The organism is Bradyrhizobium sp. CCBAU 45321, from assembly GCF_028128975.1.
GTDB lineage: Bacteria > Pseudomonadota > Alphaproteobacteria > Rhizobiales > Xanthobacteraceae > Bradyrhizobium > Bradyrhizobium yuanmingense.
On the sequence record NZ_LFKZ01000002.1, the window covers coordinates 92,092 to 117,606 of the forward strand.

General features: G+C 63.5%; 22 protein-coding genes. 7 read left to right on the top strand and 15 right to left on the bottom strand.

Annotation, left to right across the window (positions count from 1 at the left end; translation table 11 throughout):
• Nucleotides 1–23 precede the first annotated feature (23 nt).
• A complete protein-coding gene (locus tag ACM43_RS00455; protein WP_271537325.1) occupies nt 24–1,226 on the top strand; it encodes a hypothetical protein in 1,203 nt (400 codons plus the stop codon).
• A gap of 297 nt (nt 1,227–1,523) precedes the next feature.
• Nucleotides 1,524–2,969 carry a DUF6056 family protein gene (locus ACM43_RS00460; RefSeq protein ID WP_271537327.1) on the top strand — a complete coding sequence of 482 codons (1,446 nt, stop codon included), beginning with the start codon at nt 1,524–1,526 and terminating at the stop codon, nt 2,967–2,969.
• 32 nt (nt 2,970–3,001) lie between these two features.
• Here ACM43_RS00460 and ACM43_RS00465 read toward each other — a convergent pair whose 3' ends face one another.
• Nucleotides 3,002–3,943 (bottom strand): glycosyltransferase family 2 protein, encoded by a 942-nt coding sequence (locus tag ACM43_RS00465; protein ID WP_271537329.1) that lies wholly within the window; start codon nt 3,941–3,943, stop codon nt 3,002–3,004.
• Between the two features lie 238 nt (nt 3,944–4,181).
• Between ACM43_RS00465 and rfbF the strand changes: the two genes are divergently transcribed.
• The 4 genes from rfbF to ACM43_RS00485 are packed head-to-tail and all read left to right on the top strand — an operon-like array spanning nt 4,182 to nt 8,211.
• Entirely contained in the window at nt 4,182–4,952 is a 771-nt protein-coding gene (gene rfbF / locus ACM43_RS00470) for a glucose-1-phosphate cytidylyltransferase (protein ID WP_271537330.1), read from the top strand.
• Nucleotides 4,949–6,010 (top strand): CDP-glucose 4,6-dehydratase, encoded by a 1,062-nt coding sequence (rfbG, locus tag ACM43_RS00475; protein ID WP_271537332.1) that lies wholly within the window; start codon nt 4,949–4,951, stop codon nt 6,008–6,010. Before rfbF ends, rfbG begins: the two co-directional genes overlap by 4 nt.
• A gap of 25 nt (nt 6,011–6,035) precedes the next feature.
• Nucleotides 6,036–7,277, top strand: coding sequence for a class I SAM-dependent methyltransferase (locus tag ACM43_RS00480; RefSeq protein WP_271537334.1), 1,242 nt, complete (start codon nt 6,036–6,038; stop codon nt 7,275–7,277).
• Nucleotides 7,270–8,211 carry a hypothetical protein gene (locus tag ACM43_RS00485; RefSeq protein ID WP_271537336.1) on the top strand — a complete coding sequence of 314 codons (942 nt, stop codon included), beginning with the start codon at nt 7,270–7,272 and terminating at the stop codon, nt 8,209–8,211. The genes ACM43_RS00480 and ACM43_RS00485 overlap by 8 nt, the downstream gene beginning before the upstream one ends.
• An 11-nt stretch (nt 8,212–8,222) precedes the next feature.
• Here ACM43_RS00485 and ACM43_RS00490 read toward each other — a convergent pair whose 3' ends face one another.
• The 8 genes from ACM43_RS00490 to ACM43_RS00525 form a co-directional block, all read right to left on the bottom strand.
• On the bottom strand, nt 8,223–9,062 hold the full coding sequence (locus ACM43_RS00490; protein ID WP_271537338.1) for an SDR family oxidoreductase: 840 nt from the start codon (nt 9,060–9,062) through the stop codon (nt 8,223–8,225).
• A 13-nt stretch (nt 9,063–9,075) separates the two neighbouring features.
• Nucleotides 9,076–9,837, bottom strand: a complete 762-nt coding sequence (locus ACM43_RS00495) for an SDR family NAD(P)-dependent oxidoreductase (protein ID WP_271537340.1) — start codon at nt 9,835–9,837, stop codon at nt 9,076–9,078.
• Entirely contained in the window at nt 9,834–10,682 is an 849-nt protein-coding gene (locus ACM43_RS00500) for a sugar phosphate isomerase/epimerase family protein (protein WP_271537342.1), read from the bottom strand. The genes ACM43_RS00495 and ACM43_RS00500 overlap by 4 nt, the downstream gene beginning before the upstream one ends.
• A complete protein-coding gene (locus tag ACM43_RS00505) occupies nt 10,679–11,443 on the bottom strand; it encodes an SDR family oxidoreductase (RefSeq protein ID WP_271537344.1) in 765 nt (254 codons plus the stop codon). Before ACM43_RS00505 ends, ACM43_RS00500 begins: the two co-directional genes overlap by 4 nt.
• Entirely contained in the window at nt 11,436–12,125 is a 690-nt protein-coding gene (locus ACM43_RS00510) for an acylneuraminate cytidylyltransferase family protein (RefSeq protein WP_271537346.1), read from the bottom strand. Before ACM43_RS00510 ends, ACM43_RS00505 begins: the two co-directional genes overlap by 8 nt.
• Nucleotides 12,125–14,044 carry an N-acetylneuraminate synthase family protein gene (locus ACM43_RS00515; protein WP_271537348.1) on the bottom strand — a complete coding sequence of 640 codons (1,920 nt, stop codon included), beginning with the start codon at nt 14,042–14,044 and terminating at the stop codon, nt 12,125–12,127. The genes ACM43_RS00510 and ACM43_RS00515 overlap by 1 nt, the downstream gene beginning before the upstream one ends.
• A 22-nt stretch (nt 14,045–14,066) precedes the next feature.
• A complete protein-coding gene (locus tag ACM43_RS00520; protein ID WP_271537350.1) occupies nt 14,067–15,443 on the bottom strand; it encodes a GHMP family kinase ATP-binding protein in 1,377 nt (458 codons plus the stop codon).
• Nucleotides 15,444–15,671: 228 nt separating this feature from the next.
• Nucleotides 15,672–16,895: a phenylacetate--CoA ligase family protein gene (locus ACM43_RS00525; protein ID WP_271537352.1), complete on the bottom strand. Its 1,224-nt coding sequence runs from the start codon at nt 16,893–16,895 to the stop codon at nt 15,672–15,674.
• An 86-nt stretch (nt 16,896–16,981) separates the two neighbouring features.
• Between ACM43_RS00525 and ACM43_RS00530 the strand changes: the two genes are divergently transcribed.
• On the top strand, nt 16,982–18,133 hold the full coding sequence (locus tag ACM43_RS00530) for an AGE family epimerase/isomerase (RefSeq protein ID WP_271537354.1): 1,152 nt from the start codon (nt 16,982–16,984) through the stop codon (nt 18,131–18,133).
• A 12-nt stretch (nt 18,134–18,145) separates the two neighbouring features.
• Here ACM43_RS00530 and ACM43_RS00535 read toward each other — a convergent pair whose 3' ends face one another.
• The 6 genes from ACM43_RS00535 to ACM43_RS00560 all read right to left on the bottom strand — a co-directional run bounded on the left by ACM43_RS00535 (nt 18,146) and on the right by ACM43_RS00560 (nt 25,310).
• Entirely contained in the window at nt 18,146–18,985 is an 840-nt protein-coding gene (locus ACM43_RS00535) for an ABC transporter ATP-binding protein (protein ID WP_036043328.1), read from the bottom strand.
• 160 nt (nt 18,986–19,145) lie between these two features.
• Nucleotides 19,146–20,429, bottom strand: coding sequence for an ABC transporter substrate-binding protein (locus tag ACM43_RS00540; protein WP_036015698.1), 1,284 nt, complete (start codon nt 20,427–20,429; stop codon nt 19,146–19,148).
• A gap of 42 nt (nt 20,430–20,471) precedes the next feature.
• Nucleotides 20,472–21,545, bottom strand: a complete 1,074-nt coding sequence (locus ACM43_RS00545; protein ID WP_057028716.1) for a branched-chain amino acid ABC transporter permease — start codon at nt 21,543–21,545, stop codon at nt 20,472–20,474.
• Between the two features lie 3 nt (nt 21,546–21,548).
• Nucleotides 21,549–22,442 (bottom strand): branched-chain amino acid ABC transporter permease, encoded by an 894-nt coding sequence (locus ACM43_RS00550; RefSeq protein ID WP_036029874.1) that lies wholly within the window; start codon nt 22,440–22,442, stop codon nt 21,549–21,551.
• A gap of 118 nt (nt 22,443–22,560) precedes the next feature.
• Nucleotides 22,561–24,492, bottom strand: a complete 1,932-nt coding sequence (locus tag ACM43_RS00555; protein WP_271537361.1) for a long-chain fatty acid--CoA ligase — start codon at nt 24,490–24,492, stop codon at nt 22,561–22,563.
• On the bottom strand, nt 24,489–25,310 hold the full coding sequence (locus ACM43_RS00560) for an ABC transporter ATP-binding protein (protein WP_128266395.1): 822 nt from the start codon (nt 25,308–25,310) through the stop codon (nt 24,489–24,491). The genes ACM43_RS00555 and ACM43_RS00560 overlap by 4 nt, the downstream gene beginning before the upstream one ends.
• Nucleotides 25,311–25,515 lie beyond the last annotated feature (205 nt).

Here is a 25,515-nt window from a genome sequence, read left to right on the forward strand (position 1 = left end):
GGCTCTTAGATCTCGGCGACGGCATGAAGGCGCCATCGCTCACTCTTGTAATGGTGTTCTGGATCATCTCCAATCTCTTGGTTGTTGGTTGGTGGTGGCTCGAGCTTTCCGACACGTGGTGGTGGATTGGAAGTGTCGACAGATACCGCGTTCCCTGGGTGCTGCGGAAGCTTGGAGTAACTTTTCCCGATGTGTTGCGGGCTGCTAGCATAACATTCTATGTGCTCGTCGCGCTGGCGCCGCTGCCACTACTCTTCAAGTTTCGGAGGAATTTTCGCGGTCCAGTCGCCTTGGGACTGCTCGTCAGCTGTTGTCTGGCCGCGTCAATCACAGCTCACGAGGCCAATTTGCTGCGTGAGCAGATGCAGCACAGCCTTGATCACGAGCGGGCGTTTGCCCATGGAGAGCTCGTTGAAGGCATTATCCGTCCGCTGATATCGAAGGTCGTGGAAACCTACGTTCAGGTTCTCGGCGACGATCGCCTGCAAGGATCGACTTACCGCACGCATATCGCGATCAACTATATGTTCGACTCCTTATCGTTCCTCGGGGTGTTTGCGCTGGCGACCCTTCTGCTCTCGCCGATCTCGACTTGGCTCTGCCTGTTCACCTTCGCGTTCTACACGCAGATCGCCATCTATCCGGGGCGCATGGGGCCCGTATTCATTGCAGGTGGGTTGTTCTGGCAGCTGTTTCTGCTGGTATCTCAGCGTTACCCCGCCGCCATCATATCGGGGCTTATCATCAGTTTTGCTCGGACGGACGTCGTATTCGCATCGGCCTTCGTATTGGTCAGTCTCGCGGCCTTCGAGCGGCGTTGGCCTACTGCGAAGGAATGGTTCGCTTTTGCAGTGCTGGTCGGCATCTCTCTGGCGGTGCCAAAAATTCTGCTGTGGATGCATCCTGACGCGAACTTCAGCTCATTCCTGATTGCGCGTGGCGACTACTTTACCAAGCTCAAAGGCAATCTTTTGACCATGAAGATTGCGGTCGCCATTGCCTGCCCGGTGCTCGCGATTGTCATCTTGAAAACACGCGCGATCACCCGGACGATGGCCGCTGTCATCCCACCGGCCCTGATCCATGTAGGAATCGTGTTCCTAATTGCCGATTTCTCCGAAGTTCGGCTGATCATTCCCGCGCTCGGTGCGCTCGCGTTCGTTAGCAGTGAGGCGCTCGGAAATCTCTTGGCAAGCGAAAAAAGAGAAAAGCTCAGCGCCGGCTGAAGTGTGGACCGGTTGGATGATGGCAGGTCACCTACATCGGACTTAGACAGTTGCTCGGTGTTTCGATCATTGGTTGCGCCGCTCTGACGCCGTATGGTAAATTCTAACACATGACTAGGGGAACGCGGGCGGCGTTACACGGGCGAAGCTAAGTGGGGTTGCGAACAATATCCTGACCACTAGGCCCACGCATTCGTGCGTCGATCTTCTCGGCGGTCTTCTCTCATCGCATCGGAAGAGAATGACCTGTGGGGCCAAACACGTTGCGGCGAACATTGCCGAATGAAAGTTCTTAGAATGGATCACATTGTTACTACTAGCCAAGAGGGACTGAAGTCTGGGGACAAATCCAAGCCTTTTACGACAGAACTTTTGTTCATCATCTTGTTTGCCGTCGCGGCCGCGGTCCCAATCTATGTGATTTCGAAGTTCTTGCTTGTTGCCCCTTATGCCTTCCCTGAGTCCGACGACTTCTGCTGGTTCTATCGTTACAGGGACGACGGCCTATTGAAGATGATGATCATCTTTTATCATAGTCTCGTCGGTAGAGTTGTCCCACTGGCCTTGATCGCAGTGCCGGGAATCGTTACCGGCGGCTCCGCCCAACATTTCGTTGCAGCATATCCCGGAGTGCTTCTTGCCTTCGCACTGTTTTTCGCAGGCTCCATGGTTTGGGTTACAGCTCGGTTGTGCCGCGGCGCTCCGGTCAGTCGACTGATCTTCCTGTCCCTCGGTCTAGTCGCGACGATCTGGGCCAACTCGCAGGATCCTCGCGAACTGCTCTACTGGTTACCTGGGACTGCGTGTTATGCGGTCCCGGCGGCGTTCGTAGCGATCATTCTGGCGGAGCTATATACCAGCGCTGCGGATGGCCGCGAGCTCTCGCGCCTGGGAGTAAGCAGCCTTGCCGCGATTTCGTTTCTTTCGGCGATGTGCAACGAATTTACACCTCTTTGGCTGGTGGGGATCGTCGGTAGCTCTTTCTTATTCAGGCGATTTTCGGGCCATCCACGACCGCAGTTAGCTGCGCATATCGTATTGTTGACGGCCACGCTGGCGGGATTTGCCATTCTTCTGTTGGCGCCCGCGAATTCGACACGAATGGGCCTGTTTCCGGGCAGTGGGAACTTGGTGGAGGCGCTGAAATATGCCGTCAGGCCATCGCGCGCGGATTGGATACGAGCGTTCTTTATCGCGATACCCTGGTCCCTTGCCGCTAGCCTTTGTTTGGCTCCGTTCAAAGCCAAACAGGGTAATACAAAGAAGCTGGCAGTCTTGTCCGGTGGATTGGTAATCGTGCTTTTTGGTTGTGCGTACTTGGCGCACTTCGTTGCGTACTATGCGACAGCGGATCGCTTGCCCCCAAGAGCGAACAACGAAGTGATCATCGTGCTGATCGTGGGGTTTGCTTGTGCTTTTTCTGCAATCACGGCATTTGTCAGCAACTTAAGACTCGGTACTGTCGGTACAGCAATAGCGTGCGCGCTGCTCACGGTGCCGATTCTCAACGGAAGCGCCTTCAAGCTGATGCGTGCCGAGTGGCCTCTCTTAGATGCTTTCCGCACACAGAGCTTGCACCGCGAGCATCTCCTGTTATCCGCAGGAGGATCTGACCTTGTGCTGCCCGGCTGGACGGTTCGCCCGGAGCTACTGGTAAGTCAGGATTTGGGGCGTGATCCCGACCGTCTTCCAAACGACTGTATCGCTCGGGCATATCAGATAAAAAGCGTGGTTCCGGAGTGATTGTTGATGCGTCCAGCGAGAGCTGGGCGCGTTCAATCGAAATTGATCCGCTCGCGCTCGACCACGATCGGCCGTCGCCGGACCTGATTGAAGATCGCCACGATGTATTCGCCGAGCACGCCGAGGAAAAACAGCTGCACGCCCCCGAAGAAGAACAGGCCGATGATGATCGTGGGGATGCCGTGCGGACCGATGTCGAAGCCGGCTATCTTGAGCAGGAACACGACGAACGCATAGGCGAAGCTCAGCGACGAGATGATCAGTCCGAAGAAAAACGCAGTACGTAGCGGCACGGTCGAGAAGCTGATGGCGCCGAGCAGCCCCTGGTCGATCAGGCTCGACAGCCGGTTGCGCGAGATGCCGTGCTTGCGCGCCAGCCAGGTGTAGGGCACGCCGATCGAGCGAAAGCCGCATTCGAACGGCATCATCCGCATGAAGGGCTGGACGTCTTCGAATTGCTTCATGGCGTCCAGCACCTTGCGGTCGACGAGCTGATAGTCGCCGACGTCGGCCGGATAGTCGACATACGACATGCGGCTGATCATCTTGTAGTAGAGATGCCGCGCGGTCCGGCTCAGGAAAGGCTCCTCGCGCCGGGCCCGGATGCCGAACACGATCTCGTAGCCTTGCTCCCAGTGCTTCACGAAAGTCGGGATCAGCGATGGCGGGTCCTGCAAATCCGCGGGCATGAACAGCACGGTGGCATCGCCTGTCGAGGCAAGCACGCCGTTGTAGGTGTTCCTCAAAACGCCGAAGTTCCGGGCATTCACGATGACCTTCACCGAGGGATCGGCCGCTGCGATCTCCTTGAGAATCTCCACCGTCCGGTCGCTCGAGGCGTTGTCGCAGAAGATGTGCTCGCGCTCATAACCCGGGAGCTCGCGGTCGAAGATTTCCTTGACCGCCGCGTAGCATTCCCGAATTCCGGTCTCCTCGTTGTAGCAGGGCGTCACAAGGCTGATCTTCTTTCGCATCAATCCTCCAGGACGTCCGTCGAGCGGGGGCCACTTCCCCGCGTGGGAATCAGGCAGCCGGCGAACCGCCCGAGAGGACTGGCGCACCGGTGGTGGGGTTGCCATCCTTCAATCGTTTCTTTAGCAGGTAAGTCGGCAACTTCAACCGTTCCGGGAAACGGGGCGGGGCGGTTTGATCTTGTTGACAAGACTGGGCTAATCGTTCTGATGTGACGTTTTCTGCTGGACGGGTATGAGCATGAAGGCCGTGATTCTGGCAGGTGGCTTCGGGACTCGCATCACCGAAGAGAGCCACGTCAAGCCGAAACCCATGATCGAGATCGGTGGCAAGCCGATCCTCTGGCACATCATGAAGATCTTCTCGTCGCACGGTATCGACGAATTCGTCATCTGCTGCGGCTACAAGTCCTACGTCATCAAGGAATATTTCGCGAACTACTTCCTGCATATGGCGGACGTGACGTTCGACCTCGCCAACAATTCGATGGAAGTGCACAACAAGTTCGCCGAGCACTGGAAGGTGACTCTGGTCGATACCGGTCTCAACACCATGACCGGCGGCCGCCTCAAGCGCATCAGGGACTACGTCGGTAACGAGACGTTTTGCATGACCTATGGCGATGGTCTCGCCGACGTCGATATCGGTGCGCTGCGGGAGTTTCATCGCGCTCACGGGCGTCACGCCACGGTCACCGCGATCCAGCCGCCGGCGCGTTTCGGCGCGCTCGATATCGGCGACGACGTGGTCCGCCATTTCGAGGAGAAGCCGCGCGGTGACGGCCGCTGGATCAACGGTGGTTTCTTCGTGCTGGAGCCGGCGATCTTCGACTATCTCGGCGACGACGCCACCATCTGGGAGCAGGAGCCGCTCAAGCGCCTGTCGCAGGACGGCCAGCTTGCAGCCTATCGCCACGCCGGCTTCTGGGAGGCAATGGACACCCTGCGGGACAAGGTGCACCTGGAGCAGCTCTGGGACAGCGGGCAGGCGCCCTGGAAGCGTTGGCAATGAATCCAGGCTTCTGGAGCGGCAAGCGCGTTCTCGTCACCGGGCACACTGGCTTCAAGGGTGGGTGGCTGGTCGTGTGGCTACGGCGTCTCGGCGCCGAAGTCGCGGGTCTGGCGCTGCCGCCGTCGACGACGCCCAACCTGTTCGATCTGGCGCAGACTGAGCAGGACATCGTGTCGGTCTTCGCCGATATCCGCGATCCACTCGCGGTCAAGGCGGTGTTTGACCAGTTCCAGCCCGAGATCGTGTTTCACATGGCGGCGCAGGCGATCGTGCGAACATCCTATGACGATCCGGTCGGGACCTACGCGACCAACGTCATGGGCACCGTGCACGTCTTCGAGGCGGTGCGGAGCTCCGGCGTGCGCGTGGTGGTCAACGTCACCAGCGACAAATGCTACGACAACAGGGAGTGGGTCTGGGGCTACCGCGAGACGGATCCGCTCGGCGGCAAGGACCCCTATTCCAGCAGCAAGGCCTGTGCGGAACTGGTCACGGCTGCGTACCGGTCCTCATTCTTCGGTGGAACTCGCCGGATCGGCTTCGCCAGCGCCCGCGCAGGCAACGTGATCGGGGGCGGGGACTGGGCGCAGGATCGTCTCATCCCCGATGTGATCGCCGCGATCCGCAGCGGCCAGCCAGTGCCGGTCCGCAATCCGGACGCGGTGCGGCCCTGGCAGCACGTGCTCGAGCCGCTGTCGGGCTACCTTCTGCTCGCCGAGCATCTATGGCGCGATCCGGCTGCCTTCTCGAGCGAATGGAATTTCGGTCCCGACGCCGACAGCGTGCGCACGGTGCGCTGGCTAGTCGATCGCCTCGCGCTGCTGTGGGGTGTACCGCCGCAGCAGATGCCGCAGCCGGGACAGCATCCGCACGAGGCGCGACTGCTGTCACTGGACAGTTCCAAAGCGCGGGCTCATCTCGGCTGGGCGCCGCGTTGGGGCCTCGATCGCGCCGCCTCCGCTGTGGTGGCGTGGTACAAGGCGTTCGAGCAGGGCGCCGCGGTCAAGCCGGTGATGGTTGACCAAATCGACGCTTTCATGAACACACAGCGGGACTAGCCGCCTTTCCAATTGGATGAGTATGATGGCCACCACGTCGACGAGACCGCTTACCGAGATCAGAGGTTGCGAGGTCTGCGGCAATGACAAGCTCGTGCCGGTGCTCGATCTCGGCCTGCATCCCCTGTGCGACGACCTGGTGGCGGTCGGCGATTCGCGCCAGTGCCGCGAGTACCCGATCCAGATCGATTTCTGCCCGACCTGCGCCACCGGCCATCAGCGCTTCCAGGTGCCGAAGGAGGATCTGTTTCCCAAGGATTATCATTACCGCTCGCGCTTCACCGCCGACGTGCTCTCCGGCATGAAGAGCCTCGTTGCGACCTGCGCCGAGCGGATGGGACCGCTGACCGGCAAGATCGCGCTCGACATCGGCTGCAATGACGGCAGCCTGCTCGACTTCTTCCGCGAAGCCGGTGCGACAACAGCCGGCATCGAGCCGACCGGCGCGGCGCAGGACTCCGCCGCCAAGGGCCATTACGTGGTGCAAAACTATCTCAGCACGGAGACCGCGGCAGAGATCCGCCGCGCGGTCGGCACGCCCGACATCATCACCTTCACCAACGTCTTCGCGCATATCGAGGATCTGAACGGTGTGCTTGCGGCGATGAAGACCCTGCTCGGGCCCGAAACGGCGATCGTGATCGAGAACCATTATCTCGGAGCGGTGCTGGACCGGCATCAGTTCGACACCTTCTACCACGAGCATCCGCGAACCTATTCGTACAAATCGTTCAGCTTCATCGCAAAATCGCTCGGCCTCGACATCGTCAACGTCGAGTTTCCTGCGCGCTATGGCGGCAATATCCGCGTCATTCTCGGACATGCGGCCAAGAGCGATGCCGTCGCAGCCGACATCGTTGCGCGCGAGAACAATTTCCAGGCCGAGTTCGCCCAGCTCGCGCGCGACGTCGAACTCTGGAAGGCACGCAAGAGCGCAGAGCTGAAGAAGATCATCGCGGCCCATGGTCCGGTCAGGGCCAAGGCGTTTCCGGGCCGCGCGGCGATCCTGGTCAAGTTGCTGGGACTGACCGAAAAGGAGATTGTTGCAGTCCACGAGAAGCCGGGCTCGATCAAGATCGGGCACTACGTGCCGGGCACGCGCATCCCGATCGTCTCCGACGATGAATTGTTCGCGCATGGCGACCAAGCCAAGCCACTGCTCAATCTCGCCTGGCACATCTCACGCGAGATCCGCCAGTATCTGCAGGACAACGGATACAAGGGGCCCGTGATCGACGTGCTCAGCGCGGACGATTTTCATGCCTGAGGCGCCCGTTTTCACGATCCTCGGATCGGGTTTCGGGATGTACGGCTATCTGCCTGCGCTGATCGAGTGCGGGATGAAGGTGGCACTGCCGGAACGCTACCGTGCGGTAGTTGGCGGCCGAAGCGAGCTCCTCCAATATGTGCCCGAGGTGATTTGGTACCCCGGCACCGAGGAGGCGTTGGCACAGGCGAGCGGGGCGGTGGTTGCGCTTCGTCCTGCCGATCAGGCTGGCTGGATGGCGCGTCTGGCAGACATGCCTGGCATCCGCGAGCTGATCCTGGAGAAGCCGGTTGCGCCGACACCGCAGCTTGCGGCGCAGTTCGTCGAGGCATTCGAGCGCGCCGGCAAGCGCTACCGCGTCGGCTACACCTTTCGTTTCATGCCGTGGGCGGAGCGGCTTCGCGCGGTGCTCAGCGAGAACACCGATGGCCTCTCGCTGGATTGGAGCTTCATGGCGCATCACTATCGCGCCAACCTGACGAACTGGAAGCGGTTCGACGCCAGTGGCGGCGGTGCGCTCCGCTTCTACGGAATCCATCTGATCGCGCTTCTTGCAGAGCTCGGTTACGACGACGTGGCGATGTCGATGCTCGCGGGACCTTCAGACGCCGAGACATCGTCGTGGGATGCCGTGTTCACTGCCAAAGGCCTGCCGTCATTCGCGCTGCGCATCGACAGTCGCGCGCCACATACATGCTTTAGCATCGCGGCCGGACGGCGCGGGAAAACCGATGTGACGATCGTCGACCAGCCTGATCCGTTTTCGTCGGTCCAGCAGAGCTCGATGAACGTTCGCGATCCCAGGGTCGACGTGCTGGCGCAACTTTGCCGCTCGCTGGGCGCGGCCGACGCGAACCACGCTGAGCGTCAGCGCAAGATCATCGCGCTATGGGCTCGGATCGAGGCGGTATCCCGCCGAACATCTGCATCCTGAAGTGCGAGCCGCTACCAGACGCTCCTTCCTCCGTCCATCACCAGGTTCTGCCCGGTCATGTAGCTCGAGGCATCCGAGCACAGGAACTGCACCGCGGCGCGGTACTCGTCGACATCTGCCATGCGGCCCATCGGGATCAGGCGCGTCAGTCGCTCGACGAAGGCCGGATCCTGGTTGTTGAAGACCCCGCCCGGCGAGATCGCGTTGACGCGGACGCCGTGATCGGCCCAGTACGTCGCCAGATATTTCGTCAGTCCGATCAACCCGTGCTTGATCACGGAGTAGGTCACCGGCTTCACCGGCTGTTCCTCCTCGCGCGTCACCTGCGGTTGGCGATAGAGCCGCTGGTCCGGCGCGATCACGCCGAGATCGGAGGCGATGTTGAGGATCACGCCGCGGCCACGCGATGCCATTGCACCGCCGAACACCTGAGCGCACAGCATCGCGCCGGTCAGGCCCACGGCGATCTCGGTCTGCCATTGCGGCACCGGAAACGCCTCGAAGCGGGAGGAATGCATCACGCCGGGTGCGGAGGTCACCTTGGGATCGATGGCCGCGTTGTTGACGAGGATGTCGACGGAGACGCCGCGGCCGGAAAGCTGCTCGTGCGCAGCGCGCACCGAATCGAGTGTGGTGACGTCGATCGCAAGCGCGATCAGGTCGGCGGACGGCGCATTCTGCTTGAGTGCGGCAACGGCGGCTTCGGCCTGCGCAAGTCCGACGTCGGTGACGACGACGCGCGCGCCGGCTTCGGAGAGCGCGGCGACATGCTGCCGGCCGAGCAGGCCGCCTGCACCGGTCACGAGAGCGGTGCGGCCGGTCAGGTCATAGCGTGAGGACGGGCTTGGCATCGGGAGCTCCTGTTCAGCTGCGCAATTGGCCGCCGTCGGCGACCATGACGCTGCCGGTAATGAACGCCGCGCGCGGCGAGGCGAGGAATGCGACGAGGTCGGCGACCTCTTCCGGCTTCCCCAGCCGGCGCAGCGCCACCTCGCGAACAAGCATGTCCTCGACTGCGGCCCTGTTCTCGGCGAGCTTACGCGCCCAGGTGCCGTCGGCGGCGAGGATATTGCCGGGCGCGACCGCATTGATGCGGATGCCCTCGAGCGCCAGCGGGCGTGCCAGCCCGCGCACGGTGGCGTTCAGCGCCGCCTTCGCGGCATAGTAGGTGACGGGCGCGCCCAGCGCCGCCATGCCGGCGATCGAGGAGATACAGACGATCGACCGGTCGCCGCTGCCGCGCGCCATCAGCGGCCGTGCGGCCTCGATCATGTTGGTCGCGGCAAAGAGATTGAGGTCCATCACCCGCGACCATTCCGCCGCATTTTCCTGCCCCGGCGGCACGGAAGCGCCGCTGCCGACGTTGCAAACGAGAATGTCGAGGCGTCCCCACTGCCGTTCGACCTCGTTCAGCAGCCTGGCTGCGGCAGCTGGATCGGTGACATCGGCCACGTGGACCGACGTGCTGCCGCCGACCGTAGCCCGCGCGGCATCGAGCGCATCTGCGCCGCGGGCCGCCAGCGCGACCCTGGCGCCTTCCGCGGCGAGCGTCGTCGCGATTGCGAGCCCGATGCCGCGGCTGGCGCCGGTGACGAGCGCGACGCGATCATCCAGCTCGAGCTTCATCGCGCGGCATCCTCGATCCAGCGAACCGTCATGTCGCGATATGTCGCCAGCGCGCCGGCGTGATCGCCGTCGCCGGCCCGCGCGGTTTGCAGGATGTATTGTCCCCGATAGCCGGAGCGCTCGATCAGCCGGATCGTCTTGGCGAGATCAGCGTTGCCGGTGCCGAGCGGCACGGTGGTGCCGCCGCGCACGCGGTCCTTCACATGGACGTTGAGAATGCGGGGCGCGTAGGCCTCGATCTCCTCGGCGCTGTCGTAGCCCAGCGAGGCGCTGTTGCCGCTGTCGTAGTTGATGCCGAAGACCTCCGCCGGAAACGCCTCCATGAAGCGGGCGAGGTCGCGCGGTGGCAGATCGGACTCGAAGACGATCTTGACGTTTTGTCTTATGAGCTGCTCGCGGCGGGCGATCAGCACCCGCTTGAGTGTGTCGCTCTCGCTCTCGCGCTCGATCTTGCCGTTGTCGACCAGCGGGATCACGATGAACGCGATGCCGATGCGGCTGCAGGCGGCAATCAGGAGATCGAGATCGTTGACGAGAGCATCGCGCACGACGGCATCGACCTTCCAGAACGGCGCCTGCATGAAGCAATCGCCGGTCAGGCTCGGGATGCGCACGCCGTTCTCGCGTGCCAGCGTCAGAATCTCCTGTTGTCCCGGCTCGGTCATCAGCGGGTTTTCGCGCAGCCGTTCCTGATCGATGGTCCATTCCATCCGCCTCAAGCCGAGCGCCTTGGCGCGGGGAAATTCCTCCTGCCATTCGTTCCACGGGAACGCCTGGATCTTGCCGTCGACCAGGGCCGACAGGCGTCCCTGCATGAAGCCGATGCGGTCGAGCGTTGCGGTCACGATGTGCTATCCGAACTAATGGCGAGGCCCTTGGCGGTCCAGCCGCCGTCGACAAAGATTTCCTGGCCGGTCACATAGGCGGAGGCTTCCGACGCGAGAAAGACGGCGGCACCCACCATGTCGGCGGGTTGCCCCCAGCGGCCGAGCATGGTGTGGCGGCGCCGATCCTCGTGCATGACGGGGTCGGCATAGCTCTTCGCGGTCATCTCGGTCGCGACGTAGCCCGGCGCAAGTGCGTTGACGCGGATGCCGTCCGGTGCGTAGTCGGCGGCGAGTGCGCGCGTCAGCCCGGCAAGCCCCGCCTTTGCCGCGACGTAGCCGGGATTGCCGGGGAAGCCGCGCACAGAATTGATGCTGGTGACGTTGACGATCGCCGCCGAGCCCGCGTTCTTCAGGAGCGGATAGGCGGCGAGGATGGTGGCGTAGACGCCGGTGAGATCGGTTGCGACCGTGGCGCGGAAGCGCGCGAGCTCGCTTTCGCCGCCTTCGGCCGGAAGACTGATGCCTGCGGCATTCACGAGTGCGTCGATGCGATCGCCTTTTGCCGCGATGCTGCGGAATGCGCCTTCGATCGCGCTGTCGTCGGAGAGATCGCAGGCAATGGCGGTGACGCCCTGCGGCGCGATTCCGGACCGGCTGAGGCCGAACACGGTGGCTCCGGCATTCTTGAGGCCGCTCGCAATCGCCGCGCCAATGCCGCGCGAGGCGCCGGTGACCACCGCGATCTTGCCTGCGAGCGAGAAGGCGCTGAGATCAGGCATAGCCGTAACTGCGCATGATGGCGGCGCAAAGCTTGACGTCCTCGGGGCGGTCGATCTGGAACATCTTGTGACGATCCATGACGTGGAAGCCGATCTTGCCGCCGAGACGATTGTTCTGCTCGCGCAGGAGGGATGGGATCAGGACGTAGAACGAGCCGTTCTCGAGGTAGCGCTTCTCGATCTGCTGGCGCATGCGGCGGTTGCGATAGTCGTAATTGATCGGCTCCGGGCCGTTCGCGCCGATCCGCCAGTTGAAGTAGTCCTCGACCTCGCAGACGGACAGCAGGCTGTCGAGATGGTCGCGATCGAAGGTCCCAAGCGCGTTCTCGATGTCGCTGGGCTCACGGATCGGCGATGTGGCCTGAAGCGCGACCACGCGCTCGAACCGGCCCAGTCGCGCCTCGGTCGCATCGAGGGCATGCAGCCAGGCGGATTCGGAGGAGGCGAGGTCGCCCGAAATGTCGTCCGGGCGCCGCACGCCGACCGCGCCGGCGGCCTCGGCCGCGGCGAGGATCGCCTCGCTGTCCGACGAGACCGCCACCACGTCGACGCCGCGCGCCGCGCGAGCCTGTTCGACCGTCCAGGCGATCAGGGGCTTGCCGCAGAGATCGAGCAGGTTCTTGTGCGGGATGCCCTTGGAGCCGCCGCGCGCGGCGATCACAGCCAGCGTCTTGCGCGCCATCAGATGTGTCCCTCCAGACGCTCGAGCGCGGTCCAGAAGCCTTCGCCCATGTTCTTGTGGCCCTGCCATATTTCGGGAATGAACGAGGCCGTCGGTGCATGCTTGCGCAGCACCTGTCCGATCTCGTCGAAATCGATCTCGCCTTCGCCGATCTGGAGACCTTCGCCATCGAGGCCCTTGGCGTCGCCGAAATGCAGATGCGCGGTGTGCGGCCCGAGCTGGGCGAGGCCTTGCGCGAAGTCGAAGCCGAAATGATTGGCGGCGAGCTTGGTGTGGGAGATATCGACGCACATGCGCAAACCATGCTTGGCGCAGAACGCGGCCGATTCCTCCGGGAAGATGAAGATGTTCTGGTGGCGCTGGCCGCCGAAATGCCAGGGGAATGGCGCCATGGTCTGCGGCGTCAGCTCGACGCCGTCCATGTCGAGCTCGGTCAAGCTCTGCGCAAAGATGCGGTAGCGCTCGGCTTTCTCTTCCGGCGGCAGCGGCTCGTCCATGGTGAAGCCGCCGATATTGGCGACGATGGGCGGGCGCTTGGTCTTGGGGAAGAACTTCTTCAGGCCGCGGGTGATGTCGATCACCGCCTGCGTCTGCTCCAGCGAGTAGCGCCGCAGCGCCTCGTCGGGCGTTGCAAGGTCCATCAGCTTGGAGCCGGCAAACAGCTCCGGCGCATGCACGACGAAACCGAGATCATAGGTGCCCGACAGATAGGCCGCAGGATCGCGCTCCATGTCGCTGTAGCTGAGATGGAATTCGATGATGTCGGGCTCGCAGATCTCCAGGAAGCGTTCGGTATCGTGATAGCGCACCGGCACGCCCCACGGGCGGTCGAACCGGTAGCGCCGCGCCTTCGCGGCGCCCTCATTGATGTCGCTCTGGAAGAAATAGTCGTCCGCCGCCATCGTTCGCGTCAGCTTGCGGCCGAGCAGCGCCGGCATCTTCAGCGGCGACAGGCCCTGTCCCGGGCTCTTCACGGCAATATCGCTTTCGGAGATCACGATGCCGGCCGACAGGTCGCGCGCGGCCACCAGGCTCTTGGCGAGGTTTTCGCGGTTGATCAGCTCACCCTGACTCAGCGCGCGCTCGGCCAGCTTCTCGCCGCGGGCCGCTTCCACCTCGCGAATGCCGGAGACGAGCGCCTTGAATTCCTCCGGCTCGAGACTTGCGGCATGGTCGGGACCTTCCATCTCGCGATCGAGCGTGATGTGGCGCTCGATGACGACGGCGCCCAGCGCGACGGCGGCCGTCGAAACGGCAATGCCGCGCTCGTGGCCGGAATAGCCGACGACCGGATGGATCTCGCGCAGCGTTTCCATGAAACGCAAATGGATGTTGTGGAGCGCGGCCGGATAGGTGCTCTGGCAATGCAGCAGCACGTAGCTGGCATTGCGGTCGTCGAGGAACTTCGCCGCGGCCTTGATCTCGTCCGTCGTGCTCATGCCGGTCGAGACGATCAGCGTCTTGCCGGTGGCGGTGAGGCGGGCGAGCAGCGGCAAATTGGTGAGGTCGGCCGAGGCGACCTTGTAGGCCTCGACGCCGAAGCTTTCGAGCACGGCGACGCTCTTGGCGTCCCAGGGCGTGCAGAGGTACTCGATGCCCTTGGCTGCGCAATATTCGGCGATCTTCTTCTGCTGTGCAGTCGGCAGCTCGAAGCGGCGCAGAAGATCGAGCGTATATTCGACGGCGAGGTCGTCGTCTTTCCCGGACAGGCTCGAGGCGCGATAGACCTCGTCGAGCTTGCGCATCTGGAATTTGGCGCAATCGGCTCCGGCCGCGACCGCGGCATCGACCAGCGCAATGGCGCGGTCGAAATCGCCATTATGGTTGTTGCCGATCTCGGCGATGACGTAGCAGGGTTCGCCATCGCCCAGAAGACGGTTGCCGATGCGGACCGGAGCAGGCTGTTTGGGCGATGTCATCAACATTCTCGTCTCATATGCGTCAGGCTAGCTGGGCGGGAACACGCGATTTCCACGTCCGCAGCCCGTTCTCCTCGAACATGATGCGCGAACAGCTGTGCCCCTGCTGTTCCAGCGCCGCGATCAGCTGGTAGCGTTCGAACGGACGGACGAAGAACATGAAGTAACCGCCGCCCCCGGCCCCAAGCAACTTGCCGCCGACCGCGCCATGCTGCTTGGCAAAATCATAGATCGCGTCGATCGCGTCCGACGAGATCTTGGAGCTCAGCTTCCGCTTGGCGTGCCAGGCCTCGTCGATCAGCCGGCCGCATTCCAGCAGTTGACCGCGCAGCAGATGCCGCCTGATGTCGCGCGTCACTTCCTTCTGCTTGGCAGCCGCGGCCACCGCGTCGCTGGTCTCGTGCTGAGCCTTCTGGTCGCGATGAATGGCGCCGGAATCGCGCCCCGAGCCGACGTAGCAGAGCACCAGGCTCTCCTCGAGCTCGGCGATGATGTTGGGATCGAGGCGAAGCGGCACGATGGTGTTCTGGTCGGAGAAGAATTCCATGTGATTGAATCCGCCGAACACGGTGGCGTACTGATCCTGCCAGCCGCCGGGGATGTTGAGCATCAGCCGCTCGGCCTGGAAGGCCATCTCTGCGATCTCGTGGCGGTCCCACTGGTCGCTGCGAAATTCGTTGAAGCAGCCGATGATCGCCGACGAAACCACCGCGGAGCCGCCGAGGCCGGAACCGACCGGGAAGTCGGCGGACAGTTCGAGCTCGAAGCCGTAAGTCGGCTTGATCAGGCGCACGACCGACTTGATCAGTGCGAGATCTCCGCCCGTTCCGAGCTCTGCGAGGTTACCGGCTTCGACCGTGCGGCGGAAGTCGTGCGAGTAGATCCGGATGCTGGGATCGCTCCGGCGCCGCAACGTCGCGTGAGCGTACATCTTGATCGTGGCGCTGATGACCGCGCCGCCGTCATTCGCCACGAAGTAATGCGTCAGATCGGTGCCGCCGCCGGAGAAGCTGATCCGCACCGGCGAGCGGGCGCGCGCGAACACCTCGCTCTCTTCCGACAGGTTGAACAGTTCGCGGCTGAACACGTCGACCAGCCGTCCCTCGCCATCCAGGATCGGCACCACGTGGACGCGCTGGTCGAGCAGCTTGAGGATCTGCTCGCGTGGCCCGCCGGTCGGTGCCCAGACGAATTTGCGGTTGATGCAGGACCCAACCCGGTCCTGGATCGTGATACCGGTCAGCATGCGCCTGCGGATGTCGCCGTCCGTCACGGCGCCGACGATTCGCCCGCTCGCGTCCTGCGCGAACAGGATGCCGAGCATGTTCGCGTTCAGGCGCCGGAAGGCTTCCTCAATGGTCTCCGTCTCGGCGATCGTGACGAGGGTTCGGTCAAGCACGTTTTGGGGTCCAGAAAGGGCCGATTCCGGCCATATCGCAGCGTCTGGTAATACGGGAGCAGCCCGGACGATGCAAGGTTCCTGCGCCCGGCGGCATCGCAGCCATGGCCCGAGGGTCGGGCTCTACGCTCGTCATCTTCGTCGCGCCGCGAGCTCGTTCCGCGCTCCCGCATTCGCGGAGGATGTGCTCAGCCCCGGCAATGACCTGCTGTCGAAATCGAGCTGAGGTTAGCGCTCGTCCACGATGACCTTACCGTCATTCGGCAGCGTGCCCGGACCGACCAGCTCGACGGCTCCTCCGAGCTTCGTTATCGCGCGCAAGCTGGCCGCGATGTCGTCGCGGAGCGAGTCGCCAGCAGTCGTGGCTTCCGCTCTCAACGTCATGGCGTCGGTCTCGCCTTGGCGCGTGACGACGAGGCGAAGTCTTCCGAGCCCCGCGTGGCGCTTGCCGATCTCGGCGATCTGCTCGGGACGGACGAACATGCCCTTGATCTTGGTGGTCTGGTCGGCGCGGCCCATCCAGCCTTTGATGCGCATGTTGGTGCGCCCGCACGGGCTCGTGCCGGGCAAGGCTGCGGTGAGGTCGCCGAGCGCGAGCCGGATCCAGGGATGGTGCGGGTCGAGCGAAGTCACGACAATCTCGCCGACCTCACCTGGTGCGACCGGATCGCCCGTGCCGGGCTTGACGATCTCCAGGATCAGGTCCTCGTTCACCACCATTCCTTCGCGTGCCTCGGTCTCGAAGGCGATGAGGCCGAGATCGGCGGTACCGAAGGCCTGGTAGGCATCGATGCCGCGCCCCTTGATCTCGGCCTGCAGCGAGGGCGGGAACGCAGCGCCCGAGACCAGCGCGCGCTTGATCGAGGAAACGTCACGCCCCGAGCTTGCCGCGGCATCGAGCAGGATCTTCAAGAAGTCCGGCGTGCCGCTGTAGCCGACCGGCCGGTAGGCCTCGATCAGCTCGAACTGCTGCTCTGTGTTGCCGGGGCCGGCGGGGATCACCGCGCACCCTAGCGCCCGCGCCGACGCATCGAAGATGAATCCCCCGGGGGTGAGATGGTAGCTGAAGGTATTGAGGACGATGTCGTCGGGGCGGAACCCGGCTGCGAACAGCGCCCTTGCGCCGCGCCAGGGATCGGCTTGTCGCCCTTCCGGCTCGAAGATCGGACCGGGGGAGGTGAAGAGACGGGCGAACGAGCCAGGCGCCGCCGCCACGAAGCCTCCGAAGGGTGCGGAGGCCTTGTGCAGGGCGGGCAGTTCCGACTTGCGCAACACCGGCAAATCCGCCAGAGCCGCCCTGGAGGTCACGGCGGCGGGATCTAAGCCTTTGAGCCGCTCGGCATAGGCCGGGGCGGCCATCGCGGCTCGCAGCACCTCCGGGAGGCGGGCGAACAGGTCGGCCTCGCGCGCGGCCTGCTCACGCGTCTCGCGGGCGTCGTAATGGGCGGTCATGGCTGTTCTTTCCGTGTTGGCATCCGTTGCGCGCCGCCACCGGCATGGCTATCAGACCGCCATTGGCGAGGCTTGAAAGGGATCCGATGGCGGACGAAGGAATCATTGCGGCGGACGAGGCATCGAACGTCGTCGCACGCCTGAAGCGCCGTATGATCGACGCGGCGCTGCCGCTGTGGTCGACGGTCGGCTGGGATCACGCTGCGGGCGGCTTCATCGACAGGCTGCACCGCGACGGTGCGGCGGATGCGGCCGCGCCCCGGCGCGTGTTCGTGCAGGCCCGCCAGATCTGGTGCTACGCCAAGGCGGCACAGATGGGCTGGTATCCCGAGGGGCGCACGATTGCGCTGAAGGGGCTGGAGCACCTGCTGGCCAAAGCGAAAGCGCCCGATGGCCGGCCCGGCTATGTGCACCGGCTGACGCCGGACGGATCGGTGCTGGATCCCCGGCGCGATGCCTATGACCACGCCTTCATCCTGTTTGCGCTCGCCAGCGTCTATGCGCTCGACCAGGATGCGCAGGTCCGCGCCGAGATCGATGCGCTGCTCGCCTTCCTCGACGGCCACCTGCGCTCGCCGCATGGCGGCGTTCACGAAAGCCTTCCGGTCTCGCTGCCGCGCCGGCAGAACCCGCATATGCATCTGTTCGAGGCGATGATCGCGTGTTTCGAGGCGACGCATGATCTGTCGTTCCAGAACCGTGCCGGAGAATTCTTCGCACTGTTCCTCGCCAACCTCTACGACAAGCAGAAGCACGTATTGTCCGAGTATTTCGAGGAGGACTGGTCGAAGATCGAGCCGGTCAGCGTCGAGCCGGGCCACCAGGCGGAATGGGTCTGGCTGCTGAAGAATTTTGAACGCATCACGGGATGCCCGACCGGCCAGCGGCGTGCGGAATTGCTGGAGACCTCGCTGCGCTATCGTGACGAGGCAACGGGCTGCCTCGTCGACGAGGGCGATGCAAGCGGCAACATCCGCCGCAGCACGCGCCGGCTGTGGCCGCAAACCGAGATCGCGAAGGCGTGGATCGCGCAGGCCGAATCCGGCGAGGCGGGTGCGGCGGACGAGGCGCGCGCGGCGCTGGTGCGGCTCGAACGCCATTATCTCAGCCATCCCGTCAAGGGCGGCTGGTACGACCAGTTCGATCGCGACGGCAAATCGCTGATCGACACCATTCCTGCGTCGTCGTTCTATCATGTTCTCTGCGCGGTCACGGAAGCCGAGCAGGTGCTCGGCTAGGCTCTTTGTGGATCACAGCCAGCGCTTGCGCCGCTTGAAGCTCTTGAGGTTCTTGAAGCTCTTGCGCTGGTCGCCGGCGCCGCCGAGGTAGAATTCCTTGACGTCCTCATTGTCGCGCAATGCGTCGGCGCTGCCATCGAGCACGACCTTGCCCTGTTCCATGATGTAGCCGTGGCTCGCCACGGAGAGCGCCGCGCGTGCATTCTGCTCGACCAGCAGGATGGTGACGCCGAGATCGCGGTTGATCTTCTGGATGATCGAGAACACCTCTTTCACCAGCAGCGGCGACAGGCCCATCGAAGGCTCGTCCATCAGGATCATCTTCGGGCGCGCCATCAGCGCGCGGCCGATTGCGAGCATTTGCTGCTCACCACCGGAGAGATAACCGGCAAGGCCGGTGCGCTCCTTCAAGCGCGGGAAATAGCTGAAGACCATGTCGAGATCGGCATCGACCTCGCGGTCCCGGCGCGTGAAGGCGCCGAGCTTGAGATTCTCGAGCGAGGTCATGTCGGCGACGATGCGCCGGCCCTCCATCACCTGGAAGATGCCGCGGCGGACGATCTTGTCGGGATCGATGCCGTTGATCCGCTCGCCCTCGAACAGGATCTCGCCGCGCGTCACCTCGCCGTCCTCGGTCTTGAGCAGCCCCGAGATCGCCTTGAGCGTCGTGGACTTGCCGGCGCCGTTGGCCCCGAGCAGCGCCACGATCGCGCCCTTGGGCACGTCGAGGCTGAGGCCGCGCAGCACCAGGATCACATCGTCATAGACGACCTCGATGTTGCGCACGGCGAGGAGGGGAGCGGACGCCACGGCGGTTGGCTTGGCGCGGGATGCTTCGAGGGTGTCGGTCATGCTTCAAACTCCGCTGTCGTCGCCCGGCTTGACCGGGCGACCCAGTATTCCAGAGGCGCCTGAGATTCATCGAGAAGCCGCAGCGTACTGGATCCCCCGCCCGGGTGCGCAATTGCGCACAACGCGAGGGATGACAGTGTTCGCGTGGTGAAAGCCGGGCTCACCACCCCAGCCATTCCGGCTTGCGCGGCAGCTCGACGGTCTTGACCTTCTCGAGCTTGATCGTGCCGTTGGCCATCAGGTCGTTCAGGTCGGCATTGGTCGAACCGGAGACCTTGGTGCGATAGAGATCGACCTTGAGGGTGCCGCGATGGTCCTTGTTGGTCCAGGTCGAGGGATTGCAGACGCCGTCCATGCCGGCCGGCACCCAGTCCTTCTTCTGGTAGAAGCCCTTGGCGACGTTCTCACCGGTGGCACCTCCGTTCTTGGCGGCCCAGTCGAGCGCTTCCCTGGCGTAGAGAGCGCTACAGACGCCTGCGATATAGTGCACCGGGCGATAGGCCTTGCCGCTTGCATCCGATATTTTCGAGATTTCCATCACCGTCTTCATGCCTGGCGCGTTGCCGCCCCAGGTTACGGCCGTGCGTAGCGGGAAGACGACGCCGTCGGCGGCGTCAGCCGCGGTCTTGGCGGCGTTCTCGTCCATGCCCCAGACATTGCCGAGGAACTGCACGTCCACGCCGGCGGTCTTGCAGGCCTTGAGCACGGAGATGTTCGAGGCTGCGGTGTTGCCGAGATAGGCGTAGTTGGCGCCGGAGCTCTTCAGGCTGAGGCATTGCGCGGAGTAATCGCCGGGCGTCAGCGCGAACACGATCGGCGGCAGCACTTCGAAGCCGAGCTCATTGGCGATCGCCTCGCCGGCGGCCTTCGGCGCGTTCGGGTACGGATGATTGCCGCCCATATGGACGAATTTCGGCTTACCGCTCTTGCCCTTGGCCTTCCAGTCTTCCGCTGCCCAGGTCACCAATGCCCGCATCGCGTCCGAATAGCTCGGGCCGTAGAAGAAGTTGTAGGGCGCGGGTTTGGCCTTGCCGCTCACGCCTTCCGGATCGGTCAGCGCCGCCGCGTAGGAGGCGGAGATATAGGGAATCTTGTCCTGCGCGACAAAGCCGGTCAGCGCTTCGGTATCGGCGGTACCCCAGCCCATGATCGTTGCAACCTTGCCATCCGGCGCCGACCACTTCTTGTAGAGCGCGATCGCGCGCGGCACCTGATAGCCGTAGTCGTTGGTATCGAGGTTGACCTGCTTGCCGCCGATACCGCCGTTCTTGTTGATCCAGGCAAAGGTGTCGGCGACGGCCTGGCCGTAGGGCGTGCCAACGTCCGACGTCGCACCGGAGTAGTCGGCGAGATGGCCGACGGCGATCTGGGCCTGCGCACTGGCCGCAAAACCAGCGATCGCAAACGCGAGCGACGCGGTGCTTAAAAGCGATTTGGTCTTCATGGGTTGGTTCCTCCTGTTATCGTTTAAGTGAAGTAGCCGTGCTCAATGCGAGAACGGGTAGAGTTTCCAATACGCCTTGATCTGTCGCCAGCGATGCGCGAGCCCATCGGGCTCGAACATCAGGAATGCGATGATGATCACCCCGATCGCGATCTCGCGCAGAAAGGTGATGTTGGTGTTAAGCGAGAGCGCCTTGTCGATCGCGCCGCCCTTCAAATGATGGCTGATGAACTCCATCGCCTCGGGCAGCAGCACCACGAAGGCGGTGCCCATCAGCGTGCCCATGATCGAGCCGGTGCCGCCGATGATGATCATGGCCAGGAACAGTATTGAGCGCTCGATGCCGAAGCCTTCCTGGGAGACCACGAGCTGATAGTGCGCGTAGAGCGCGCCCGCGATGCCGGCGAAGAAGGCGGCGAGACCGAACGACAGCGTGCGGTACCTGGTGAGGTTGATGCCCATGATCTCGGCGGAGAGATAATGGTCGCGGATCGCCACCAGCGCGCGGCCATCGCGCGTGCGCATCAGGTTGGTGACGAGGATGTAGCTCAAGAGCACGTAGGCCAGCACGACATAGAAATATTGCCGGTCGCCCCGCAGCGTGTAGCCGAAGATCGAGAACGGCTCGGCGCTTGCCGGCACCGATCCGCCTGAGAACCACTCGGCGCGCGAGAAGAAGTCGAGCAGGATGTATTGTGCGGCGAGCGTCGCGATGACGAGGTAGAGTCCTTTCAGCCGCGCCGCGGGAATGCCGAAGACCAGTCCGACCAGCGCCGTCACGAGCCCCGCGAGCGGGATCGCAAAGAACACCGGGATCGGCGCATTGTTGGAGATGTAGGCCGAGGTGAAGGCGCCGAGCAGGAAGAAGGCCGCGTGTCCGATCGAGATCTGGCCGGTGAAGCCGACCAGGATGTTGAGGCCGAGCGCCGCGATCGAGAAGATGCCGATCTGGATCAAGATGCTGAGCCAGTAGCCGCTGAAGAGTTGCGGCGCGAGGCAGAGCAGCGCGACGCCCAGAATCGCGAAGTTGCGGCTGGTGGTGGTCGGGAAGATCGTGGTGTCCGCGGCGTAAGTGGTGCGGAAATCACCAGCGGGAATGAGGGCAGGGCCGGCCATGGGTCAGATCCGCTCGATGTCGTGGGTGCCGAACAGGCCGTAGGGCTTGATCATCAGCACGATGATGAGAACGTAGAACGGCGCGATCTCGTAGAGATTGCCCCAGTGCAGATACTCGCTGTCGACATATTGGGCGACGTTCTCCAAAAGCCCGATGATGATGCCGCCGAGCACCGCGCCGCCGACGGAATCGAGCCCGCCGAGGATCGCCGCCGGAAACACCTTGATGCCGTAGGCAGCAAGGCCCGAGGACACGCCATTGACCACGGCGACGACGACGCCCGCGACCGCCGACACCGTCGCCGAGATCGCCCAGGCCATCGCGAACACGCTCTTGACGGAAATGCCGAGCGACTGCGCGACCTGCTGGTTGAACGCGGTGGCGCGCATCGCAAGGCCGTATTTCGAGGCGCGGAAGAACCAGGCCATGCCGATCATCATGGCGACCGACACCACGAGGCTCATGACGTAGACGGTCTGGATCTGCAGTCCAAACAGGTCGACCGATTGGCTTTCGAACACGCGCGGGAACGGCTGCGGATTGACGCCGAACATCCATTTCAGCGTCGCCTGCAGCACGGTGGAGAGGCCGATCGTCACCATGATCACCGAGATGATGGGCTCGCCGATCATCGGCCGCAGGATCAGCACCTGCACCGCGATGCCGAACACGAACATGAACACCAGCGTGATCGGCATGCCGATCCAGAACGGCACCTGGTATTTCGCAAGCAAGGCCCAGCACACCCAGGCGCCGACCAGCAGCAATTCACCTTGCGCGAAGTTGACGACTTGCGTCGCCTTGTAGATCAGCACGAACGACATCGCGACCACGCCATAGAGCGTGCCGACCACGAGGCCGTTGACCAGGAGCTGGATGAGGAAGGCGGTGTTCATGTTGGGTGACTCGGCCCGTCATTGCCGGGCGTGACCCGGCAGTCCATCGATGCGGAAGGAAGACTGTTCGGAAGAGGATGGATGCGCGGGTCAAGCCCGCGCATAACGAGGATCTGTATCACTCCGCAGCCTCCGCCCTGTGCCCGAGCCCGCCGAGGTCCACCACCCGCAGCGTCGTTCGCACCCGCTGCGTGGTGCCGTCCTGGAAGCGGATCACGGTGTCGACGGGGATGTCGGAATCGCCGCGGTAGATGGCATCGATGATGCCGGCGTATTTCTCGTTGATGACGCCGCGGCGCACCTTTCGCGTCCGGGTGAGCTCGCCGTCGTCGGCGTCGAGCTCCTTGTAGAGCAGCAGAAAGCGCGAGATGCGCTGGGCCGGCGGCAGCGTGCCGTTGACGGTCTCGACCTCCTTCTGCAGCAGGGCGTAGACCTCCGGCCGTGAGGCGAGGTCGCTGTAGGTCGTGAAGGAGAGCCGGTTCTTCTCCGCCCATTTCGAGATGATGGAGTAGCGGATGCAGATCATTGCCGCGAGCGCGTCACGGCCGGCCCCAAGCACCACGGCTTCGGCGATATAGGGCGAGAATTTCAGCTTGTTCTCGATGAACTGCGGCGAGAAGCGCTCGCCGCGCGAGGTTTCGGCGAGATCCTTGATGCGGTCGATGACGACGAGCTGGTTGTTGGCGTTGAAATAGCCGGCGTCGCCCGAGCACATCCAGCCGTCCTTGATGTCGGCGACGCTGGCCTCGGGGTTCTTATAGTAGCCGAGGAACATGTTGGGGTGCCGCACGACGATCTCGCCGACGCCGTGGACGTCGGCATTGTCGATACGGATCTCGACATTATCGGCCATCGGTACGCCGGTGGTATCAGGATCGACCTTGCCCTCGGGATGCAGCGTGTAGGCCCCGAGCAGCTCGGTCTGACCGTAGAGCGTGCGCAGCGGCACGCCCATGGCCTGGAAGAACTTGAAGGTGTCAGGCCCGAGCGCCGCACCGCCGGTCGCGGCCGAGCGCAACCGGGTGAAGCCGAGGCGATCGCGCAGCGCGCGGAACAGGATCGCGTCGGCAAAGCCGGAGCTCTTGCCCTGTTCGAGCGCGGCAAGGCCCGACTTCATACCGATGTCGAACAGGCGCTGCTTGAAGGGCGTTGCGTCCATCACCTTGGCACGGACGTCGGCGGCAATCGATTCCCAGACGCGGGGCGCGAACAGCACGAAGGTCGGTGCGATCTCGCGCAGATCGTTCATCATCGTGTCCGGCTCTTCGACGAAGTTGATCTTCATCCGGCAGAGCAGACCTTTGCCGAGCACGTAGACCTGTTCCATGATCCAGGGCAGCGGCAGCACCGAGACATATTCATCGTCGGGACCCTTGGGGTCGAAGGCGAGATAGGTGGCGCAATGGCCGAGTACGCGGCCGGCGGCGAGCATCGCGAGCTTCGGATGCGAGGTGGTGCCGGACGTGGTGCACAGGATCGCGACGTCCTCGCCCCTCGTGGCATCGACCAGCCTGTCGTAGAGCTCCGGCTCGCGTGCAGCGCGGGCGCGGCCGAGCTCGGCGAACTTCTCCGCCGGCATCAGGCGCGGGTCGTCGTATTTCCGCATCCCGCGCGGATCGGAATAGATGATGTGCTTCAGCTTCGGCACGCGCTCGGCAAGGATGAGCAGCTTGTCGACCTGCTCCTCGTCCTCGGCGAAGACCAGCTGCGCCTCGCCATAGTTGAGGAGATAGGAAGCTTCCTCGTCCAGCACGTCGCGATAGAGCCCGAGGCTGAGGCCGCCAATGGCATGCGTCGCAACTTCTGCCGCGACCCAGTCGGGCCGGTTGTCGCCGATGATGCCGATGACGTCACCGCGGCCCAGGCCGAGCTCGATGAGGCCGAGCGCGAAATCGCGCACGCGCGACTGATAGTCGTTCCAGGTGAAGATGCGCCAGAGCCCGAGATCCTTCTCGCGCATTGCGATCTCGTTGCCGTGCTCCCTGGCATTGAGCCGGAGCATCTTCGGATAGGTGTCGGCCTGCGCGACGCGGCCCGCATAATCCATCATGCCGCGCTCTCCTGCGCCGGAGAGGCATCATCGGGATCGACCAGCACCTCGTCCTCTTCGCCGAGATAGGCGCGCCTGACGTGCGGATCGGCGAGCACGGTCGCCGGATCGCCCTCGGCGATCTTCTTGCCGAAATCCAGCACCATGACGCGGTGGGAGATATCCATCACCACGCCCATGTCGTGCTCGATCATCACCACCGTCATCCCGAACTCCTCGTTGAGATCGACGATGTAGCGGGCCATGTCCTCCTTCTCCTCGAAATTCATGCCGGCCATGGGCTCGTCGAGGAGGATCAGGCGCGGCTCCAGCGCCATGGCGCGGGCGAGCTCCACGCGCTTGCGCAGGCCGTAGGAGAGGGTGCCGGCGGTGGCCTTCCGCACCGACTGCAGATCGAGGAAGTCGATGATCTCTTCCACCTTGCGACGGTGCTCGAGCTCCTCCTTGCGCGCGCCGGTGAGCCAGTACAGCGAGCCTGTGAGGAAATTGTTCCTCAGCAGGTGATGGCGGCCGACCATGATGTTGTCGAGCACGCTCATGTGGTGGAATAGCGCGAGATTCTGGAAGGTGCGGCCGATGCCGAGTGAGGCGCGGGCATTCGGCGTCAAGCCGGTGATGTCGCGGTCCTGATAGAACAGCTGGCCTTCGGTCGGCTTGTAGCGGCCGGAAATACAGTTCACGATCGAGGTCTTGCCGGCGCCGTTGGGGCCGATGATCGAGAACAGCTCGCCATCCCTGATGGCGAAGCTGACGTCGGTCAGCGCACGGACGCCGCCGAATCGTAAGGACACGCCGCGCACTTCGAGACTGGTAGCCACCAAACGAATCCCTCCCGGTGATGGCGCTTGATTGGCGCTCTTCCGTTCCTGCCAGGCGATCCTAGTACGGTCGTGCCGGCCAGACCATGCAGCTATTGGTCTCGACCGGACCGGCGCCACCTTCGTTCCCGTGAGGGATCAAAAGCCGCATCGCCCGAGGTGGTCCTCAATAGGGGAAAGCGCTATTTTGAAATGTCTCCGGCCT

Excerpts from the sequence above, each read along its gene's own strand:
- ACM43_RS00455 (WP_271537325.1), top strand. The coding sequence starts at position 24 with ATGAAGGCGCCATCGCTCACTCTTGTAATGGTGTTCTGGATCATCTCC.
- ACM43_RS00460 (WP_271537327.1), top strand. The coding sequence starts at position 1,524 with ATGGATCACATTGTTACTACTAGCCAAGAGGGACTGAAGTCTGGGGAC.
- ACM43_RS00465 (WP_271537329.1), bottom strand. The coding sequence starts at position 3,943 with ATGCGAAAGAAGATCAGCCTTGTGACGCCCTGCTACAACGAGGAGACC.
- rfbF (WP_271537330.1), top strand. The coding sequence starts at position 4,182 with ATGAAGGCCGTGATTCTGGCAGGTGGCTTCGGGACTCGCATCACCGAA.
- rfbG (WP_271537332.1), top strand. The coding sequence starts at position 4,949 with ATGAATCCAGGCTTCTGGAGCGGCAAGCGCGTTCTCGTCACCGGGCAC.
- ACM43_RS00480 (WP_271537334.1), top strand. The coding sequence starts at position 6,036 with ATGGCCACCACGTCGACGAGACCGCTTACCGAGATCAGAGGTTGCGAG.
- ACM43_RS00485 (WP_271537336.1), top strand. The coding sequence starts at position 7,270 with ATGCCTGAGGCGCCCGTTTTCACGATCCTCGGATCGGGTTTCGGGATG.
- ACM43_RS00490 (WP_271537338.1), bottom strand. The coding sequence starts at position 9,062 with ATGCCAAGCCCGTCCTCACGCTATGACCTGACCGGCCGCACCGCTCTC.
- ACM43_RS00495 (WP_271537340.1), bottom strand. The coding sequence starts at position 9,837 with ATGAAGCTCGAGCTGGATGATCGCGTCGCGCTCGTCACCGGCGCCAGC.
- ACM43_RS00505 (WP_271537344.1), bottom strand. The coding sequence starts at position 11,443 with ATGCCTGATCTCAGCGCCTTCTCGCTCGCAGGCAAGATCGCGGTGGTC.
- ACM43_RS00510 (WP_271537346.1), bottom strand. The coding sequence starts at position 12,125 with ATGGCGCGCAAGACGCTGGCTGTGATCGCCGCGCGCGGCGGCTCCAAG.
- ACM43_RS00515 (WP_271537348.1), bottom strand. The coding sequence starts at position 14,044 with ATGACATCGCCCAAACAGCCTGCTCCGGTCCGCATCGGCAACCGTCTT.
- ACM43_RS00525 (WP_271537352.1), bottom strand. The coding sequence starts at position 16,895 with ATGACCGCCCATTACGACGCCCGCGAGACGCGTGAGCAGGCCGCGCGC.
- ACM43_RS00530 (WP_271537354.1), top strand. The coding sequence starts at position 16,982 with ATGGCGGACGAAGGAATCATTGCGGCGGACGAGGCATCGAACGTCGTC.
- ACM43_RS00535 (WP_036043328.1), bottom strand. The coding sequence starts at position 18,985 with ATGACCGACACCCTCGAAGCATCCCGCGCCAAGCCAACCGCCGTGGCG.
- ACM43_RS00540 (WP_036015698.1), bottom strand. The coding sequence starts at position 20,429 with ATGAAGACCAAATCGCTTTTAAGCACCGCGTCGCTCGCGTTTGCGATC.
- ACM43_RS00545 (WP_057028716.1), bottom strand. The coding sequence starts at position 21,545 with ATGGCCGGCCCTGCCCTCATTCCCGCTGGTGATTTCCGCACCACTTAC.
- ACM43_RS00550 (WP_036029874.1), bottom strand. The coding sequence starts at position 22,442 with ATGAACACCGCCTTCCTCATCCAGCTCCTGGTCAACGGCCTCGTGGTC.
- ACM43_RS00555 (WP_271537361.1), bottom strand. The coding sequence starts at position 24,492 with ATGATGGATTATGCGGGCCGCGTCGCGCAGGCCGACACCTATCCGAAG.